Origin of the sequence: Hymenobacter miniatus (assembly GCF_016427455.1) — a bacterium.
GTDB lineage: Bacteria > Bacteroidota > Bacteroidia > Cytophagales > Hymenobacteraceae > Hymenobacter > Hymenobacter armeniacus.
The window spans coordinates 590,457-607,980 of sequence record NZ_JAELXR010000001.1; the positions used below are offsets into that span (position 1 = coordinate 590,457).

A 17,524-nucleotide genomic window follows, 5' to 3' on the forward strand; every position below is an offset into this window, starting at 1 on the left:
GTATTAATTGTGGCGAATGTCGATTTCGCGCTGCTGGTCGGAAGGGTTGAGGAAGGGAATGCGGACCTGTAGCTCGTTGCCTTCGTGCACGGCGTCGATGCGCGCCAGGTCGAGGTTGTTGGGCAGGTCGAGGGTCTGCACGAAGAGGGGAGCGGCCAGCTGGTCATCGGGCTCGTGGCGGTACTCGCCGAACACGGTGAGGCGCTGCTGGTTGAGCACCACGCGGAAGCTCTCGGCCGGCACGGTGGGCATGGCCACGCGCAGAATCACGCCTTTGGGGCGCTGGTCGACGCGCAACTGGGGCTGGGCCACGCCGCCGCCAATGGTGTTGAACAGGTCAAGCTGCGGGGCGATGGAGCGGATGAATTTCGGGCTGATAAGTTTCATGGCAAGGAGCCGGTTTTAAGAGCGGCTTCGGGCTTGCTATGACAAATGATGTACCAATCTTAATTGAGGGTTACTGGCACTGAATATCAGTCGTATTGGCGGGATTTTCGCGCTGTTTTTTAGCGTTCCGGCCACGCTGGCAGAAATTGCGGTTTTGCCCCTGAAAAATGCCGACGAAATGGCGCAGCCAGGGCCCCCGTCGTCCTCAAAACCGGCTGGTCAGGCCGAAGTGAATTTTTGAGTTGCTCAGGCCAAACTGCTGGCCGATGGAGCGGGCCTGGCCCGCCGAGTACACAAACTGGAACAGGCCGGCCGGCGTGCGGAAGCTCAGGCCCGCCCCCAGGCCGGTGGGCTGGTCCGAAAACCGGTCGTTGGTCACGTCGTGCCGCAGGTAGGCCTGGTCGGCAAACAGAAACACGTAGGAATCGGCCCCGATGAACTGCCGGAATTCGGCCGTGGCCACGGCGAAGGAGCTGGTGTAGAACTGGTTTTCGTTGAAGCCGCGCAAGGAGTTCAGCCCGCCCAGCCGCAGCAGGTCGTTGGTGTAGAGGCGCGGGTTGAGCAGGCCCTCGCTGCGCAGGCGCAGCAGCAGCACGCCGGCGCGCTTCACCGGAATGTACCGCTCGGTGCGCAGCGCGAAGGTGTACTGGGTGCTGCGCATCGGCAGGCCCGCGTAGAGTTCGGGCCGCAGCTGGATGTTCTGGCTGATGGTTTTGGTGCCCACCGCCGATTGCAGCTGCAAAAGGGCGCCGCGGTGCGGAAAAAACAGGTCGTCGAGGTTGGCCCAGGCATAGGCCAGGCCGTAGGAATTGTACTGCGAGTCGAGGTTGGCGGGCAGCACGGTGGTGTCCTTCAGAAAATCGAGGGAAGAGGTGCGCTGCTCGGCAAAGAAGCTGATACGGCCGGCCCGGGCCGTGGGGTACGTCACCTGCAGGCGCGGCTGAATGGTGGTGAAGTCGTTGGTTTGCTTGTAGAGGTTGAAGGTGCCCGCCACTTCCAGCGGCGAGCCGAAGAAGTTGGGGTGCACGTACTGGGCGTCGAGCAGCTGCGAAAAGGCATCGGTCTTGCGCCATTGCAGGCCCACCTGCTTGCCGCCGCCCTTGATGTTGCGCAGGTTGATGGTGACGTCGCCGGTGAACTGCACGCCGGTCTGGTCGGCGTTGGCGTTGGGCAAAATGCCCACAATGGCGTCGAACTGGTTGCTGGGCCGGTCGTCGAGCAGCAGGTACACGCGGGCCTTGCCGCCCGCAAACCGGATTTCGGGCTCGGCGCGCAGCCGCAGGTAAGGTAGCTGGCGCAGCAGCTGGGCCGCGCTGGCCACGCGCTGCTGGCTAAAGGGCTGCCCCGGGAAAATTTGCAGGTACTTGGTCAGAAAGCGCTTTTTAGTCTTGGTGTTGCCCACCACCTGCAGCGAGTCGAACATCACCACCGGGCCGCGCTTGAGCACCACGCGCCCGGCAATGTCGCGCCCGCTGAGCTGCACCGAATCGAGGCCCACGGTGGCGAAGGGAAAGCCCTGGTTTTCGGCCTCGGTGAGGATGCGCTCCTGCAGCCGGGCCCAATCGTCGGGCAAGAACGGCGTTTGCCGGAACAGCTTTTCGCGGTAGCCCGCCCGCGTCATCAAGCCGTCGCCGAGGTTGCCGTTGCGCAGGTAGGCCCAGCGGAACTGCTCGCCCACGTACAAGCGCACGCGCACCGTGTCGCGGCCCCAGCGCAGCTCGTCGGCCGAGGCCGTGAGGTAGGCGTCGCCCTGCAGGGCTACCACCACGTCGCGCACCTCGCGCAGCGTGCTCAAGGAATCGGGCACGGTGGCGCGCACCTTGTAGCGGCGCACAATGGGGCGGTCGGCGGCTTCGGTTTGCAACAGCAGCACCCGCGGGTGGGCCAGGGTGCGGCGCGGCGCAGCGGCTAGCGACGGCGCGTCGCGCGGCGGCAGGGGCGGGGTGGCCAGGCCGGGCTGGTTGGGGGCCGCAGGGTTCAGGCTGGGCGTTTGGGACCGGGCCGCCGGGCTGCCGAGCAGGCCGCTCACCGCCAATATTCCCACGCAGCGCAGTAGTAGCCGGATAACCATTCGGGGCATTAACGCAAAAGCCGCCTTTTAATTTCCCGAAGATAAACCCCTCCGGCACGCGGGCCCCCAGGCGATGCTTCGGCCGTCGGGCTAACGGTGCTCAGGGACCGAAACGAGGCGTGGCGTAGCGGTTTCGGGCGAGGGCGCCGCGGCTGCATCGGCTAATGCCCGCTTGCTGGCTTCTTCGTCGGCCACCACCAGGAAGCCGTAGCCGAACACGTAGAGGTTCAGGCCGATTTGCAGGCTCAGCATGTCGGCCACGGTCATTACCACGGCCTGAGTCAGGATGAAAAAGCAGAGGACCGGGTTGCGCCGCGCCCAGGCGCGGGTGAGGGGCCACAGCAGCACCGCCAGCCACAGCGCCAGGCCCATGAGGCCGCCGCCCATCATGGCCTCCAGGTACTGGTTGTGCACCTCCACCCGGTTTTTGAGGCGCAGGCCGTAGTCGTGCCAGGCATACTGGCGCAGCATGGCGGCGTGGGTGTCGGCGGGCCCCACGCCCACCAGCCAGTTTTCGCTGATGACGTAAGCCGCCGTTTCGGCCGCGGCCAGGCGCCGGGCCAGGGAGTAGTTGTTGATGTCGTGCCGGAGCTGAAACTGTTGCACGTCCCACACGCTGGCGCCCACCCGCTCCCGCACCGAAGGCAGCGCCCGGTAGGCCAGCCAGGGCGCCGCGCCCAGCACCAGCACCAGCGCCAGGCCCAGCGCCACGTGTCGGCGCGTGAGCAGCCAGCCCGCATACGCCAGCAAACCGGCATACAGCACCAGCAGCCCCGTGCGGTAGGCCAGCACGTGCAGCACCATCACCGCCACCACGGCCGCGGCCAGCAATGCCCACCGCAGCCAAGGCGCGGCCAGTGGGTGGCGCCGCAGCAGCAGCCCCCAGAAGAACGTCTGCGCCAGCATCAGCCCGAACGGGATGTGGAAAATGCGCGTGACGGCCTGCATGTTTTGCCCGATTTTGATGGCGGCGTTGGCGGCTTCGGGGTGCAGCAGGTACTGGCCCAGGGTGGCCAGGCCCACGGCCGCCGTGCCCAGCACAAACAGCGCCCCCACCGCCAGCCGCTGCCCGCGGGCCAGCGGCACGGCCGCCGTAAACGCCAGCGGCACGCCCAGCCACGTCAGGCTGCGGAACAGCTCGTGCCGCCACACCGGCCACTCGCTGGTGTAGAGGCTGCTCAGCAGCAGAAACACCACGATGGCCGCTGCGCGCATGGCCGCCCCGTTGTGCCAGTAGCGGGGCAGGTCGCGGCGCAGGTGGGGGTTGGCCAGCACGGCCAGCACGCCCACCACCGGCGCCAGCGCCACCAGAAAACGGGCCGACAGCAGCCCCACCACGCCCGCCACGCAGGCCAGCCCCAGCAGGTATTGCGAAAGACGCCCGGACTGGTAATGCTGCACAATGTTCACGAAAGAAGGCTCTGGTGGTGGGCGGGGCTTTTCGCCACAAAGTAACCACGCAGTGGCAGTTGCTTGGCTGAATCGGGCCAGGAGAATGTCCTGGCTTCGGCCGGCCCGTTCGGGCTTTTTTACCTTTGTCGGGTCGCCGGCCTCCGGCGGCGGAATTATTGCGGGGCCGCTGCCCGTTTACTTCTACGCTTTTCACCGCGTTTCCATGGCTGGCCTGTACCTCCACATTCCGTTTTGCAAGCAGGCTTGCCACTACTGCGACTTTCACTTCAGCACTTCCTTGGGGCTGAAAAGCCGGCTGGTGGAGGCCATCGTGCGGGAACTGGAACTGCGCCGTGACTATCTGCCGGCCGGCACTGCCCTGGAAACCATTTACTTCGGCGGCGGCACGCCTTCGCTGCTCACGGCCGCGGAGCTGGACCAGATTTTCAGCGCCATTCATCGGCAATTTGCCGTGGCGCCGGGCGCCGAAATCACCCTCGAAGCCAACCCCGACGACCTGAGCGCCGCCAAGCTGCACGAGTTGCGCCAGGCCGGCGTCAACCGCCTCAGCATCGGCCTGCAGAGCTTCTACGAGCCCCACCTGCGCCTGATGAACCGCGCCCACACCGCCGAAGAATCGACCACGGCGGTGCGCCGGGCGCAGGAGGCCGGCTTCGAGAACATTTCCATCGACCTGATTTACGGCGTGCCCGCGCCGGGCCACCACATCTGGGAAGCCGACCTGGCCAACGCCTTTGCCTTGGGCGTGCCGCACGTGTCGGCCTATGCGCTGACCATCGAGCCGGGCACGGCCTTCGGGCATCGGCTGCAAAAGGGTACGTTCACGTCGGCGCCCGACGAGTTTGTGGCCACGCAGTTCGAGCTGCTGCTGCGTGCCATGCGCGCCCACGGCTACGAGCAGTACGAAATCAGCAACTTCTGCCAGCCCGGCCGTGAGAGCCGTCACAACGGCAACTACTGGCGCGGCGTGCCCTACCTCGGCCTCGGCCCCAGCGCCCACAGCTATGATGGCGTGAACCGCCAGTTCACTCTGGCCAACAACCCGCAGTACGTGGCGGCGGTGCTGGAGCGGGGCGAAGTGCCCGTGACGCTGGACGTGCTCACCGCCACCGACCGCGCCAACGAGTACCTGCTCACCACCCTGCGCACGGCCCGCGGCTGCGACCTGGCCCACTTGCGCACCCAGTTGGGCTTCGACGTGCGGGCCACCCACGCCGCCTACCTCGCCGAGCTGCAGGCCAACGGGTGGGCCCGCATCCAGGGCGAAGTGCTTACTTTGACCGACGCGGGCAAGCTCCTGGCCGACCACATCACGCTGGAACTGTTTCAACCCCCTGCCGTAGCCGCATGAGACTCCTGAGCGACAGCATTGCCGACGACGCCGACTTCTTTGTGGAGCAAATTCACGTCGTGGCCATCGTCTTCGACAACACCGACGACGTGACCGTGTGGGCCACCACGCTGTTCGACAACGACACGCATTTCTTCCACCTCGCGCTGCCTTTCAAAGCCCTCGACACGCTGCTGAGCCTGGCCCACACCCGCGCCGACGCCCTGCAGGAAGAAGTGGCCGATGCGCTGGCCGCGCAGGAGTGGCCGGCGCTGCTCGAGTATAATTCCGACGAGAAGCCGCCCGTGCCATTGCCCAGCGTGGCCCTCAAGCTCTCCGTCACCTATCCCGCCGTGGAAGACGACGAAGCCGAGGACGGCGAGGAGCCCGACGACCCCCAGCCGCACAACATCTTCTACCTCGAAGGCGTGTACGTGCGCCTCGATACCTAGCCCGGCCGTGGCCACGCCGCCCGTCTTCTACCTCATTCCCGGGCTGGGCGCCGATGAGCGGGTGTTCCAATTTCTGCGCCTGCACGGCGAGGTGCACGTGCTGCAATGGCTGCCTCCGCAAACCCCTCGGGAACCGCTGCCGCACTATGCGGCCCGGCTCGCGGCGGCCGTGCCCGAGGAGCAGCCCTGCTGGCTGGTCGGCGTCTCGTTTGGCGGCGTGCTGGCGCAGGAGGTTGGGGCATTGCGTCCGCAGGCGCGGGTGGTGCTCATTTCCAGCTTCACCAGCCCGCAGGAACTGCCGTGGCTGGGCCGCCTGGCCCGGGCTACGGGGCTGCACCACTTGGTACCGCCGCAGTTGCTGCCGCACCTGCCCCGCGTGGCGCAGTGGCTATTCGGCGCGCGCAACGGCGGCGAGTACCGTCTGCTCCGCCAAATTCTGCTCGATACCGACGTGGCGTTCACCCGCTGGGCCATTGCGCAGCTGGTGCAGTGGCCGGGCCGGCCGGGGCAGCCGGTCGTTCGCATCCACGGCACCGCCGACCGGCTCCTGCCCGCCGGCGCCGCGCACAGCCAATACCGCTTGCCCGGCGGCCACCTCATCATCATTAGCCAGGCCCGCGAAATTAGCCGGATTTTGAATGAGCTGGCAGCTTGAGTTGAACGTCATGCAGAGCGCAGCGAAGCATCTCGCTTATATTAAGTAATTAGTTATTGCACGCGTAATTAGTTATTGCACGCGAGATGCTTCGCTGCGCTCTGCATGACGTTCTTTTGCTCACTGCTCACTGCTCACTGCTCACTGCTCACTGCTCACTGCCAATTGAATACGCCCACCTACCCCTACGCCGGCCGCACCTACGCCTTCGACCCCGCCGCGCCCATCGATATTTCCCTGCCGCTGGCCCCCGGCGAAAACCAGGTGAATTGCTTTTGGGCCGAGCCGGTGCAGTTTGATACCATTCGGGTGGGCAGCTTTGTGGGCAGCGTGGCCCTGGGCGGCAGTACCAACTACCAGCGCGTGCACCTCACGCCCCACGGCAACGGCACGCACACCGAATGCTACGGCCACATCTCGCCCGACCCCGCTGTGACGCTCAACCGGTGCCTGCGCCGCTTTCTCTTCGTGGCCCGGCTGGTGAGCGTGGCCCCGCGCCCCCAGCCCAACGGCGACCTGGTGGTGCTGCTGGCCGACGTGCAGGCCGCCCTGGCCCAGCAGCCCGACCGGTCCATGCCGGAAGCCCTCATCCTGCGCACCCTGCCCAACGACCCCGCCAAGCGTCACCGCCAGTATTCGGGCACCAACCCCACCTACATCGAGCCTGCCCTGGCCGAGTGGCTGGTAGAGTACGGCGTGCAACATTTCCTGCTCGACCTGCCCAGCGTCGACCGCGAGGAAGACGGCGGGCAGCTCCTGGCCCACCACGCCTTCTGGCACTACCCGGCGCAGCCCCGCTATGCCGCCACCATCACCGAGTTGATTTTCGTGCCCGATGAAGTAGCCGATGGCCTCTACCTGCTCAACCTCCAAATCACCAGCCTTGAGCTCGACGCTAGTCCTAGCAAGCCCGTGCTGTATGCCCTGCACTCGGCGCCCACAGGTGGCATGGCTTGACGCCAATGCAACCGAAACCAGGCCCAGCAGAATCTATGGGATGAACTACCCGCTTCATTCCTTTCTGCTTATGCGATATTTTACTTCCTCTTTAGCTAGCCTGCTGTGGCTGGCCGCCTCGGTGGCTTCCGGCCAAACGGTAGCTCCCGCTGCCACCGCCCCAGCAGCCCCCGAGGCACCCGCCGACGATGCGGCGCGGCCCGTGTTGGTGAAAGTGGGCCTGAACGTGGCCCGCTCCTTCCGTTGGGGCGGGTACAATGGCATCCCGTTTCGGGTACCCGTCACGGTAGGGGTTGAATACCGGCTCCATTCGAAGTTTACCCTCTACGGGCAGCTCGACGCCGATTTTGCCACCTCACGCTACGGCGGCTATGCCGACCAGCGCACCCCGCTCTTGCCCACCGGCGCCCTTAGCCTGGGCGGCCGCTATTACTATAACCAAGCCGGCCGCGCCCGCAGCAACCGAGCCCACGGCGCTTTCGTCGGCAATTACCTGGCGGCCGAGGCTCACACCGAAATGTGGCACCACTTTGAAAGCCCCGGCCTGGCTATTCCAGCGGGCGATATTGAACTGCGGCGCAGCTATGTGCCCACCCTCAACCTGCTATGGGGCATGCAGCGGCGCCTGGGCCGCCGCTTCCTGTTTGATGGCAGCGCCGGCATTGGGGTGGGGGCCACCCGCAGCGACCTGAATTTTGGCGGCTTCTCCTCAGGGCCGGTCAACCTGTCCGGGCAGCTCAATCTGGGCGTCTACTTTGGGCGGTAGGGCTGGGCCAACGCGAAAAAGGCTGCCTCTTGCGGGGCAGCCTTTTTCTGTAAAACTGGTTGGCAATTAAGCCGGCATCGACACCACTTCGCGGGGCACCACCGTCACGAACGAACGGTCTTTGCGGCCTTTCTTGAACTGCACTTCGCCGTCGACGAGGGCAAACAGCGTGTGGTCCTTGCCCATGCCCACGTTCTCGCCGGGGTGGTGCTTGGTGCCGCGCTGACGCACGATGATGTTGCCGGCCACGAGGGCCTGCCCCCCGAAAATCTTGATGCCGAGACGTTTGGAATGCGATTCGCGGCCGTTGTTGGACGAGCCGACACCTTTCTTGTGAGCCATGGTATTGAAGCTAAAGCTACCGGCAAATGGCCGGTAGCGGCTGGTTTAATAGAGAATTAGATAGCGAGCAGGCAGCTAGAACTAGCCGATGCTGTTAATCATTACTTTGGTGAACTGCTGGCGGTGGCCGTTCATCTTCTGGTAGCCCTTGCGGCGCTTCTTCTTGAAGACGAGAACTTTGTCACCCTTCACGTGAGCGAGGATGGTGCCGGTTACGGCTACGTTCAGTTCGGGAGCGCCTATGGTGATGGTGCCGTTGTCGTCGGTCAGCAGGGCGTTGCCCAGCGTCACGGTGTCGCCAACATTGCCGGCCAGTTTGTGAGCGTAAACGAATTTGTTGGCCTCAACCTTGGTCTGCTGGCCAGCTATGTTAACAATTGCGTACATCAGCTTTCGCGGGTTTTTCTGAAATGGGAAGGCAAAAGTACGGCTTTGGTTTGGGATTTCCAAGCCTAAGTTCTTAATCGTCATTGGCTGCCCGTCGGGCGGGCTCGCAAAATGGCGCTGGAGCCTGCTTACGGCCAACCGGCGGCTCGATGAAAAAAGCACGCGAGTACGTACGTACAGTACGCCATTTTGGGGACAAGTTGGCTTATCCACAGGGAAAATGTGGACAACTCCGGTAAAAGCGGCTGATTTTGAGGCGGGTTTGGGTAGCGGCCACTCCGTTGGCCTGTGGAAAACCACGGGTGCACCCGCCAAAAATGCCGCTGTTCTTAACCAAAAAATAACGAATAAAAAAGCTGAAAAGCGGGGCCGACCGCCTCTCCACCGGGCCTATATTTGAACCTGGAAGGTCGACCGCATTTGCCGGCGCTAGGCCAAACATCTGCCGGATAACTGCGGTTGAGTTGCCGCTTACCTCGACGAAACCCGCCACCAAAGACCCCGAGAAATTATGGAGCCGCTCCTCGCCGAAAACCCCAACCGCTTTGTGCTCTTCCCCATCCAGAACGATGAGGTGTGGCAGTACTACAAGAAGTCGCAGGCCTCGTTCTGGACGGCCGAAGAAATCGACCTCTCGCAGGACCAGAAGGATTGGAACAGCCTCAACGACAACGAGAAGCACTTCATCAAGCACGTGCTGGCTTTCTTCGCCGCCTCCGACGGCATCGTGAACGAAAACCTGGCCGTGAACTTCATGCAGGAGGTGCAGATGCCCGAGGCGCGCTGCTTCTACGGCTTCCAGATTATGATGGAAAACATTCACAGCGAGACTTATTCGCTGCTGATTGACACCTACATCAAAGACCCCAAGGAGAAGGATTACCTCTTCAACGCCCTCGAAACGGTGCCCGCCGTGCAGAAGAAAGGCGAGTGGGCCCTGAAATGGATTAACTCGGAGAATTTTGCCGAGCGCCTCATCGCCTTCGCGGCCGTGGAGGGTATATTCTTCTCGGGCTCGTTCTGCTCCATATTCTGGCTGAAAAAGCGCGGCCTGATGCCCGGCCTGACGTTCTCCAACGAGTTGATTTCGCGCGACGAAGGCCTGCACTGCGACTTCGCCTGCCTGCTGTATAGCTACCTGCAACACAAGCTCGACCCGGCCCGGGTGCAAAGCATCATCCGCGACGCGGTGACCATTGAGCAGGAGTTTGTGACCGACGCGCTGCCGGTGAGCCTCATCGGCATGAATGCCAAGGCCATGTCGCAGTACATCGAGTTCGTAGCCGACCGCCTGCTGGTGGCCCTGGGCTGCGGCAAGATTTACAACGCCACCAACCCCTTCGATTTCATGGAGATGATTTCGGTGCAGGGCAAGACCAACTTCTTCGAGAAGCGCGTGGCCGAGTACCAGAAAGCCGGCGTGATGAGCGAGCGCAACGACAACGTGTTTTCGCTGGACGAGGATTTCTAAACCGGCGACGCAACTCCGGTAAGGACATGACGGTCAGGGTGAAAGGAGGTGTTTTTGCCTTTCAGCCTGACCGTCATGCGTATTTTCTAACCTCTTATTTCGCTGCTGCTGGGCAGCCTGGCGGCCTGTTGCAAAGACAATGGGCCCGTGGTAGAGCCGGCCGCAACCTGCGACGACGGCAGCCAACCCGCCACCGTTGCGCACGGCCCATACAGGTGCGACCCCAACGGCTGGGTGCTGAAATTGGACGGCGGGGAGGCGTACCCGGTGGATGCCTTGCCGGCCAGCCTTCAGCAAGACGGGCTGCGCGTATGCGTGGCGTATGCCCTCTACCAGGATATGGGCGCGTGCCCCTGCTGTGGCGGCACGCGCCTGCGCATTCAGCGGATTCAGCCGCAGTAGGGGAGGCGTGTGCCGGGAGCCCTCGCGACCGAACGACCATGGGCTGTGGCGGTAAGAAATAATGCCGGCGCAAAGTCGAGCCCGGGGCAACCACGGCGCAAAATGGAACGAGTAGATAGGCAATCGGGCCTTGGACCCGGTGGTATCTTCGCGTCTTTATTTACGTCTTCCCAATTTTATTTCAATGACATACCGTTTACTCGCTCTCTTTGCTCTACTCGTTGCTGCGCCCTTGGCGCGGGCCCAAACGGCGCCTGCTCCGGCCGCGGCGGCCGGAACTGCCACCAAGCTGCCGCGCTACTCCACGTCCACGGGCCTCATCACCTTCTTTTCCACGGCTCCGCTGGAGGACATTGAGGCGCTGAACCCCAAGGTGGCGGCGGTGTTTGAGATGGCCACCGGGCAGCTGGCTTTCTCCATGCTGATGCGCGACTTCCAGTTCAAGAACACGCTGATGCAGGAGCACTTCAACGAGAATTACGCCGAGAGCGAGAAGTACCCGCGGGCGCGCTTCACCGGCACGCTGGTGACCATGCCCGACGAGGCCACGCTGCGCAGCGGGCCGCAGCCGGTGTACGTGCAGGGCGTGCTCACCATTCATGGCGTGAAGCGCAAGGTGCGGGTGCCCGGCACGCTGCACCTGCGCGACAATGACCTAGTGGTGACATCCAAGTTTGCCGTGGCGCCGGCCGACTACAAGATTAAGATTCCGGCCCTGGTGCGGAATAACATCGCCAAGAGCATCGACGTGAGCGTGATAATGACCTGCCAGCCGGCAACGACGGCCACGGCCAGCCGCTGAGTCTGACTAGATAGCGAAGTTGCTATTGACGCTTTTGCCGCCCGGCACGCCCTAAAAAGCGGCCGGGCGGCTTGCGTTGGGGGTATGTGGAAAACTTCTATATTTTTTGTTTGCCCCTCGCAAACACAGGAGGTAATTTCCGGGATTCAATGAAACCAGGCCCGCAGTTCACCGCGGCCTTGGCACTGCGCTTTCACATCGAACTGAACAAGTTGCGGCTGCGCCCCTCCCGGACCGGCCGCTTTTTATAAGAAAAATTCCCCAACCAAACACCACTGGTATGCTCGTAATTAAACGCGACGGACGCCGCGAATCCGTCAAGTTCGACAAAGTCACGGCCCGCATTGAGAAGCTGTGCTACGGTTTGAATCAGGACTACATCTCGCCCATCGAGGTGGCCAAGAAGGTGATTGACGGCATCTACGATGGCGTGAGCACCATTGAGCTCGACAACCTGGCCGCCGAGACGGCCGCCTCGCTCACCACCCGCCACCCCGATTATGCCATTCTGGCGGCCCGCATTGCGGTGAGCAACCTGCACAAGGTGACTTCCAAGTCATTCAGCAGCACCATGAAGCGCCTCTATACTTATGAGGACCCCAAGAACGGCGACAACGCGTCGCTGCTGGCCACTGACGTGTGGGAGGTGATTCATAAGAATGCTGCTACGCTGGACTCGGCCATTATTTATGACCGGGACTACAACTACGACTTCTTCGGCTTTAAGACGCTGGAGCGGAGCTACCTGCTGCGCCTGGAGGGCAAGGTGGTGGAGCGGCCCCAGCACATGCTGATGCGCGTGTCGGTGGGCATCCACAAGGACGACATCGACTCGGTTATCAAAACCTACAACCTGCTGAGCGAGCGGTGGTTTACGCACGCCACGCCCACGCTGTTCAACGCGGGCACGCCGAAGCCGCAGATGTCGAGCTGCTTCCTGCTGACGATGAAGGACGACTCCATCGATGGCATTTACGACACGCTGAAGAACTGCGCCCTGATTTCGCAGAGCGCCGGCGGCATCGGGCTGTCGGTGAGCAATGTGCGGGCTACGGGCTCCTACATCAAGGGCACCAATGGCAACTCGAACGGGCTGGTGCCCATGCTGAAGGTGTTCAACGACACGGCCCGCTACGTGGACCAGGGCGGCGGGAAGCGCAAGGGTGCTTTTGCCATTTACCTGGAGCCCTGGCACGCCGACGTGTTCGAGTTCCTCGACCTGAAGAAGAACCACGGCAAGGAGGAGATGCGCGCCCGCGACCTGTTTTACGCGCTGTGGACGCCCGACTTGTTCATGAAGCGCGTGGAGGAAAACGGCGACTGGACGCTGATGTGCCCCCACGAGTGCCCCGGCCTGGAAAACTCTTGGGGCCCGGAGTTCGAGAAGCTGTACATGAAGTACGAGCGTGAGGGCCGCGGCCGCCGCACCATCAAGGCGCAGGAGCTGTGGTTTGCCATCCTGGAAAGCCAGACGGAGACGGGCACGCCCTACATGCTGTTTAAGGACGCGGCCAACGGCAAGTCGAACCAGCAGAACCTGGGCACGATTAAGTCCTCGAACCTGTGCACCGAGATTATCGAGTACACCGACGCCGACGAAATTGCGGTCTGCAACCTGGCCTCGCTGGCGCTGCCTCGCTACCTCGTGACCGACGCAGCCGGCAATACCACCTTCGACCACCAGAAGCTGTACGAGGTGACCTACCAGGCCACGGTGAACCTGAACAAGGTGATTGACGTGAACTACTACCCGGTGCCCGAAACGCAGAAGTCGAACTTCCGCCACCGGCCCATCGGGCTGGGCGTGCAGGGCCTGGCCGATACGTTCATTGCCCTGCGCATGCCCTTCGAGAGCGACGAGGCTTCGGGCCTGAACAAGGACATTTTCGAAACCATCTACTTCGCGGCCATGACGGCCTCGAAGGACCTCGCCATCAAGGACGGGCACTACGAAACCTTCCCCGGCTCGCCCCTGAGCCAGGGCAAGTTCCAGTTCGACCTGTGGGGCGTGACGCCCGACTCGGGCCGCTGGGACTGGGAAAGCCTGCGCGCCGAGGTGGTGAAGCACGGCGCCCGCAACTCGCTGCTGGTGGCGCCCATGCCCACGGCCAGCACCGCCCAGATTCTGGGCAACAACGAGTCGTTTGAGCCCTACACGAGCAACATTTACGTGCGGCGCGTGCTCAGCGGCGAGTTTATGGTGGTGAACAAGCACCTGCTGAAGGACCTGGTGGCCCTGGGCCTGTGGAACGACGCCATGAAGCAGGAAATCATCGCCGCTAACGGCTCGGTGCAGGGCATTGCCCGCATTCCGCAGCACATCAAGGACCTGTACAAGACGGTGTGGGAGATTTCGCAGCGCCGCATCATCGACCAGGCCGCCGACCGCGGGGCCTACATCTGCCAGAGCCAGAGCCTGAACCTGCACGTGCAAAACGTGAACTTCGGCAAGCTCACCAGCATGCACTTCCACGCCTGGAAGCGCGGCCTGAAAACGGGCATGTACTACCTGCGCACCAAAGCCGCCGCCGACGCCATCAAGTTCACGGTGGAAAAGCAAGCCGCCGAAACCCTGGAGCCCCTGGCCCTGGTGGAGCAAAACCAGTCCGACATGGCCTGCTCCCTGGATAACCCCGACGCCTGCGAGGCGTGTGGGTCGTAAGGAGAATACAGTATTAATGATTTAACGCATAAAAAAGAGCCAGTCCACAGGCTGGCTCTTTTTTATGCGTTACACCAATGGACAAACCGTCGAAATGAGCCACGAACTACTTACGCGACAACTCTATAATATATACTGCGACGAGAGCTGTCATTTAGAAAATGACGGTTATAAAGCAATGGTACTTGGTGGAGTGTGGTGCATCCAATATAAAATCCCAGACGTTTCGAAGAGAATCCGTGAGATAAAAGCTAAACATGGTTTAGCCCCAGGATTTGAGGTCAAATGGCATAAGGTATCTGCATCCAAAGCCGGATTTTACCTAGAGCTAATAGATTTCTTTTTCGATGACGATGACCTGCACTTTCGAGGGCTTATCATACCCGATAAGGGGCTTTTAGACCACGAGAAATTCAATCAGAGTCATGACGACTTCTACTACAAAATGTACTTTGATTTACTTAAAGTCATTTTGGACCCGCAGTCATCTTACAATATCTACTTAGATATTAAAGATACCCGTAGTCAGCGTAAAGTGGAGCTACTTCAGAGCGTTCTAAGAAACAGCCAGTACGATTACGATAAGCAGATTGTAAGAAAAGTTCAACAGATTAGGTCACATGAAGTAGAACTCTTACAAGTTACCGACTTGTTAATTGGTGCGCTTTCGTATGTGCATCGAGGACTGACAGGGAATGCTGGTAAGCTAAGCTTAGTTAACCGTATCCGTGAGCGTTCAAAATATTCACTCAAAAATTCGACTCTGGTAAAAGAGTCTAAAATGAACTTGTTTGTATGGGAGCCGAAGCAATAGCGCAAAACGGAAAAGAAATTGCTTTGCCCGCATGCTTGTTTCTAGATTCTTACGGAGGGAATTTTGCGGAATACATCGAAGCCGTTTATCAGGCTTTTCGCAAAGACTTCGTTCTTACACGACCGGTTTTTCGTGGAAAGGCATTGCGATTGAAAAGGTTTCCAATCACATCAGGATGGGAGGCGACTTTTTATCACCTCACCCATGAGGGAAGCGACGAGCAGAATCGAACGCCTTGCTTTCGTCGTTGCGAAAGAATTTCTTGGTTGAAGCCGCTTATCGAACAATGCGATGCTCTAAATCTTAAAGTTTGGCCTCAAATCAGAAAAGGTAAAAAGCGGATTTGTATTTGGCTAGAGCTTGCCAATGAACCAGACCATCTCATCATCTTAGATGACAGAGAAGAATATCTCCTGCCTTGGACTGCTTACCCGATTACTTACGCTAACCAGAAACGTAAAAAGCAGAAAGAATACGAAGAGTACCTTCAGGAAGTAAAAAAACAAGGGCCGCCCAACTAGTGGACGGCCCCGTAACTCCTTCGACGCTTGGTCGATGAGATGTTGCAAAAGTAATACTAATATCAGCCCCCCGCAAGAGGTAACGCAAAAAAAATTTACGAGTCGTTTGTTCGCGGAATACGACAAACGTAGAAAAAAAGTTTGATTAGCAAATGATATCGCGAAAAAATAACCTAAGCTTCCCCAGCCGCTTCCGCCCCGGGAGCGGCTGGTTTGGTTTTGGGGAAGCTCGCGCGGCATTGCGAGAAACACGAAGCATCGTTCAGCCGCTGGCGCGCCGGGGGCGGGTGGGGGCGTGGGGTGGCTTGTATATTGTGACGCTCAGACGCTTTTGTTTCAAGGGCTACCGGATAATCAAATGAAAACGCTTTTGCTAGGTGTCAGCTTCCTAATGGCATTCTCAATGGTTGGGAGCATTGCCCATCGCCGCCCTGCCAAAGTCGTGGAGGTCGGCTTTGACTACTTGGAAGCCTGTGAAACCGGAGTGGGTGAGTGCCACCCGATTGTTATCAACCGGCAAAATGGGGAAACGGTGAAACTGGTGATGCCCAATGCGCCATTAGCGGCGGTTTCCGTTTGGGACGAAGAAAACTTCCGCAAGCTGAGCAAGCGCTTGGGGACTTATAAGCCCATCATCAAGCTGCCAGAAAACGGTATGTCGCCGGATAGGAAGGCTCCAGTACTTGACCTGAGCGCCTTGAGAGATGGCACCTACCACGTTTGGATGACCTCCTGTGCAATAGGAGGAGTTGTTGAACTGCACTTGCGCACGCAGTAACCCCAATAGTATCACTAAGCAGCTTCGCCCCGGGAGCGGCTGGGTTGGTTTGGGAAAACCCACGCGGCATTGCGAGAAACACGAAGCATCGTTCAGCCGCTGGGGCGCCGGGGGCGGCTGGGGTGGGGTTGGGGAAGCTCACGCGGCATTGCGAGAAACGCTAAGCATCGTCCAGCCGCTTCGCCCCGGGGGCGGCTGGGTTGGTTTTGGGGTAGCCACGCGCCGTTAGGTAGAAACACGAAGCATCGTTCAGCCGCTGCGCGCCGGGGGCGGTTGGGGTGGGGTTGGGGTAGCTCGCGCGGAATGGCAAGAAGCTCCAAGCTTCCCCAGCAGCTACGCGCCGGGGGCAGGTGGGGTGGGACCGTGCAACTAGCTTCCCGTGTCGGCTTGAATTTGGTAACTTCGCGGTATGTCGAAAGCCGAAAGCATTCCCGAGTTCTACCAGTATTACTTCAAGGAGCTGCCCGCCAGCCTGCAGCCCGAGGTGGGCCAGGCCAACGTGTTTCGGCTCGAAGACTCGCTGGCACCCGGCGCCCAGCCCAAGCAGTACAGCCGCCGCGACTACTACAAGATTACCCTCATCCGGGGCCACAATGCCTACCACTACGCCGACAAAAGCCTGCAGATTGAGGGGCCCACGCTCATGTTTTTCAACCCCCAGGTGCCCTACACCTGGCAGCCGCTGGCGGACGACACCACCGGGTTTTTCTGCATCTTCCGCGAAGAGTTTCTGAACGCGCCCGGCGGCCAGGGCCTGCTCGACCTGCCGCTGTTCCGGCCCGGCGGCGACCCGGCCTACGCCCTCACCGCCGCCCAGGACCAGGAGGTGAGCGCGCTGTTTGAGAAGATGCTGGCCGAAATAGGGTCCGATTATGCGCTGAAATACGACCTGCTGCGCAACTACGCGGCCGAGCTGGTGCACTACGCCCTGAAGCTGCGGCCCTCCGATACCCGCTACCAGCACCCCGACGCCAAGTCGCGCCTCGCGGCCGTGTTCACCGAGCTGCTGGAGCGGCAGTTTCCCATCGAGTCGCCGGCCCGGCGGCTGGGGCTGCGCTCGGCCCGCGACTTTGCCCGGCAGCTGGCCGTGCACGTCAACCACCTCAACCGCTGCGTGCGCGACACCACCGGCAAAACCACCACCGCCCACATCGCCGACCGCCTCGCCGCCGAGGCCCGCGCCCTGCTCCGCCACACCGACTGGAACATTGCCGAGGTGGGCTACAGCCTGGGCTTCGACGAGCCGGCCCACTTCAACTACTTTTTCAAGAAGCAAACCGGGCAAACGCCTTCGGCTTTCCGGTTGGTTTGAAT

General features: G+C 61.2%; 17 protein-coding genes. 12 read left to right on the forward strand and 5 right to left on the reverse strand.

Annotation, left to right across the window (positions count from 1 at the left end):
* Positions 1 to 3: 3 nt before the first annotated feature.
* The 3 genes from JAO73_RS02555 to JAO73_RS23310 form a co-directional block, all read right to left on the reverse strand.
* The gene (locus JAO73_RS02555; RefSeq protein ID WP_190926867.1) at positions 4 to 387 is read right to left on the reverse strand and encodes an Hsp20/alpha crystallin family protein; all 384 of its coding nucleotides are present in this window, start codon (positions 385 to 387) and stop codon (positions 4 to 6) included.
* A 205-nt stretch (positions 388 to 592) separates the two neighbouring features.
* Positions 593 to 2,458: a BamA/TamA family outer membrane protein gene (locus tag JAO73_RS02560; protein WP_198975585.1), complete on the reverse strand. Its 1,866-nt coding sequence runs from the start codon at positions 2,456 to 2,458 to the stop codon at positions 593 to 595.
* A gap of 90 nt (positions 2,459 to 2,548) precedes the next feature.
* Positions 2,549 to 3,868 (reverse strand): O-antigen ligase family protein, encoded by a 1,320-nt coding sequence (locus JAO73_RS23310; protein ID WP_198975586.1) that lies wholly within the window; start codon positions 3,866 to 3,868, stop codon positions 2,549 to 2,551.
* A 205-nt stretch (positions 3,869 to 4,073) separates the two neighbouring features.
* Here JAO73_RS23310 and hemW point away from each other — a divergent pair, with 205 nt between their 5' ends.
* The 5 genes from hemW to JAO73_RS02590 all read left to right on the forward strand — a co-directional run bounded on the left by hemW (position 4,074) and on the right by JAO73_RS02590 (position 8,031).
* Positions 4,074 to 5,222, forward strand: a complete 1,149-nt coding sequence (gene hemW, locus JAO73_RS02570; RefSeq protein ID WP_198975587.1) for a radical SAM family heme chaperone HemW — start codon at positions 4,074 to 4,076, stop codon at positions 5,220 to 5,222.
* Positions 5,219 to 5,653: a hypothetical protein gene (locus JAO73_RS02575; RefSeq protein WP_198975588.1), complete on the forward strand. Its 435-nt coding sequence runs from the start codon at positions 5,219 to 5,221 to the stop codon at positions 5,651 to 5,653. The genes hemW and JAO73_RS02575 overlap by 4 nt, the downstream gene beginning before the upstream one ends.
* Before the next feature lie 7 nt (positions 5,654 to 5,660).
* The gene (locus JAO73_RS02580) at positions 5,661 to 6,308 is read left to right on the forward strand and encodes an alpha/beta hydrolase (RefSeq protein ID WP_198975589.1); all 648 of its coding nucleotides are present in this window, start codon (positions 5,661 to 5,663) and stop codon (positions 6,306 to 6,308) included.
* 165 nt (positions 6,309 to 6,473) lie between these two features.
* Entirely contained in the window at positions 6,474 to 7,265 is a 792-nt protein-coding gene (locus JAO73_RS02585) for a cyclase family protein (protein ID WP_233168639.1), read from the forward strand.
* Positions 7,266 to 7,335: 70 nt separating this feature from the next.
* Complete coding sequence (locus tag JAO73_RS02590; protein WP_198975591.1) at positions 7,336 to 8,031, forward strand: hypothetical protein; 696 nt, start codon at positions 7,336 to 7,338, stop codon at positions 8,029 to 8,031.
* 66 nt (positions 8,032 to 8,097) lie between these two features.
* Here JAO73_RS02590 and rpmA read toward each other — a convergent pair whose 3' ends face one another.
* Both rpmA and rplU read right to left on the reverse strand, forming a co-directional pair.
* Positions 8,098 to 8,373, reverse strand: coding sequence for a 50S ribosomal protein L27 (gene rpmA / locus JAO73_RS02595; protein ID WP_190926883.1), 276 nt, complete (start codon positions 8,371 to 8,373; stop codon positions 8,098 to 8,100).
* 81 nt (positions 8,374 to 8,454) lie between these two features.
* Positions 8,455 to 8,760, reverse strand: coding sequence for a 50S ribosomal protein L21 (rplU, locus tag JAO73_RS02600; RefSeq protein ID WP_198975592.1), 306 nt, complete (start codon positions 8,758 to 8,760; stop codon positions 8,455 to 8,457).
* Between the two features lie 511 nt (positions 8,761 to 9,271).
* Here rplU and JAO73_RS02605 point away from each other — a divergent pair.
* From JAO73_RS02605 to JAO73_RS02635, 7 genes are all read left to right on the forward strand, one after another.
* Positions 9,272 to 10,231 carry a ribonucleoside-diphosphate reductase small subunit gene (locus tag JAO73_RS02605; protein WP_190926887.1) on the forward strand — a complete coding sequence of 320 codons (960 nt, stop codon included), beginning with the start codon at positions 9,272 to 9,274 and terminating at the stop codon, positions 10,229 to 10,231.
* A gap of 586 nt (positions 10,232 to 10,817) precedes the next feature.
* The gene (locus JAO73_RS02610; RefSeq protein ID WP_198975593.1) at positions 10,818 to 11,435 is read left to right on the forward strand and encodes a YceI family protein; all 618 of its coding nucleotides are present in this window, start codon (positions 10,818 to 10,820) and stop codon (positions 11,433 to 11,435) included.
* A gap of 280 nt (positions 11,436 to 11,715) precedes the next feature.
* Positions 11,716 to 14,097, forward strand: coding sequence for a ribonucleoside-diphosphate reductase subunit alpha (locus tag JAO73_RS02615; protein ID WP_198975594.1), 2,382 nt, complete (start codon positions 11,716 to 11,718; stop codon positions 14,095 to 14,097).
* A 64-nt stretch (positions 14,098 to 14,161) separates the two neighbouring features.
* Positions 14,162 to 14,911 carry a DUF3800 domain-containing protein gene (locus JAO73_RS02620; protein ID WP_198975595.1) on the forward strand — a complete coding sequence of 250 codons (750 nt, stop codon included), beginning with the start codon at positions 14,162 to 14,164 and terminating at the stop codon, positions 14,909 to 14,911.
* The gene (locus JAO73_RS02625) at positions 14,893 to 15,432 is read left to right on the forward strand and encodes a hypothetical protein (protein ID WP_198975596.1); all 540 of its coding nucleotides are present in this window, start codon (positions 14,893 to 14,895) and stop codon (positions 15,430 to 15,432) included. Before JAO73_RS02620 ends, JAO73_RS02625 begins: the two co-directional genes overlap by 19 nt.
* A 358-nt stretch (positions 15,433 to 15,790) precedes the next feature.
* On the forward strand, positions 15,791 to 16,210 hold the full coding sequence (locus JAO73_RS02630; RefSeq protein WP_198975597.1) for a hypothetical protein: 420 nt from the start codon (positions 15,791 to 15,793) through the stop codon (positions 16,208 to 16,210).
* A gap of 409 nt (positions 16,211 to 16,619) precedes the next feature.
* A complete protein-coding gene (locus tag JAO73_RS02635; protein ID WP_198975598.1) occupies positions 16,620 to 17,522 on the forward strand; it encodes a helix-turn-helix domain-containing protein in 903 nt (300 codons plus the stop codon).
* Positions 17,523 to 17,524: the final 2 nt, after the last annotated feature.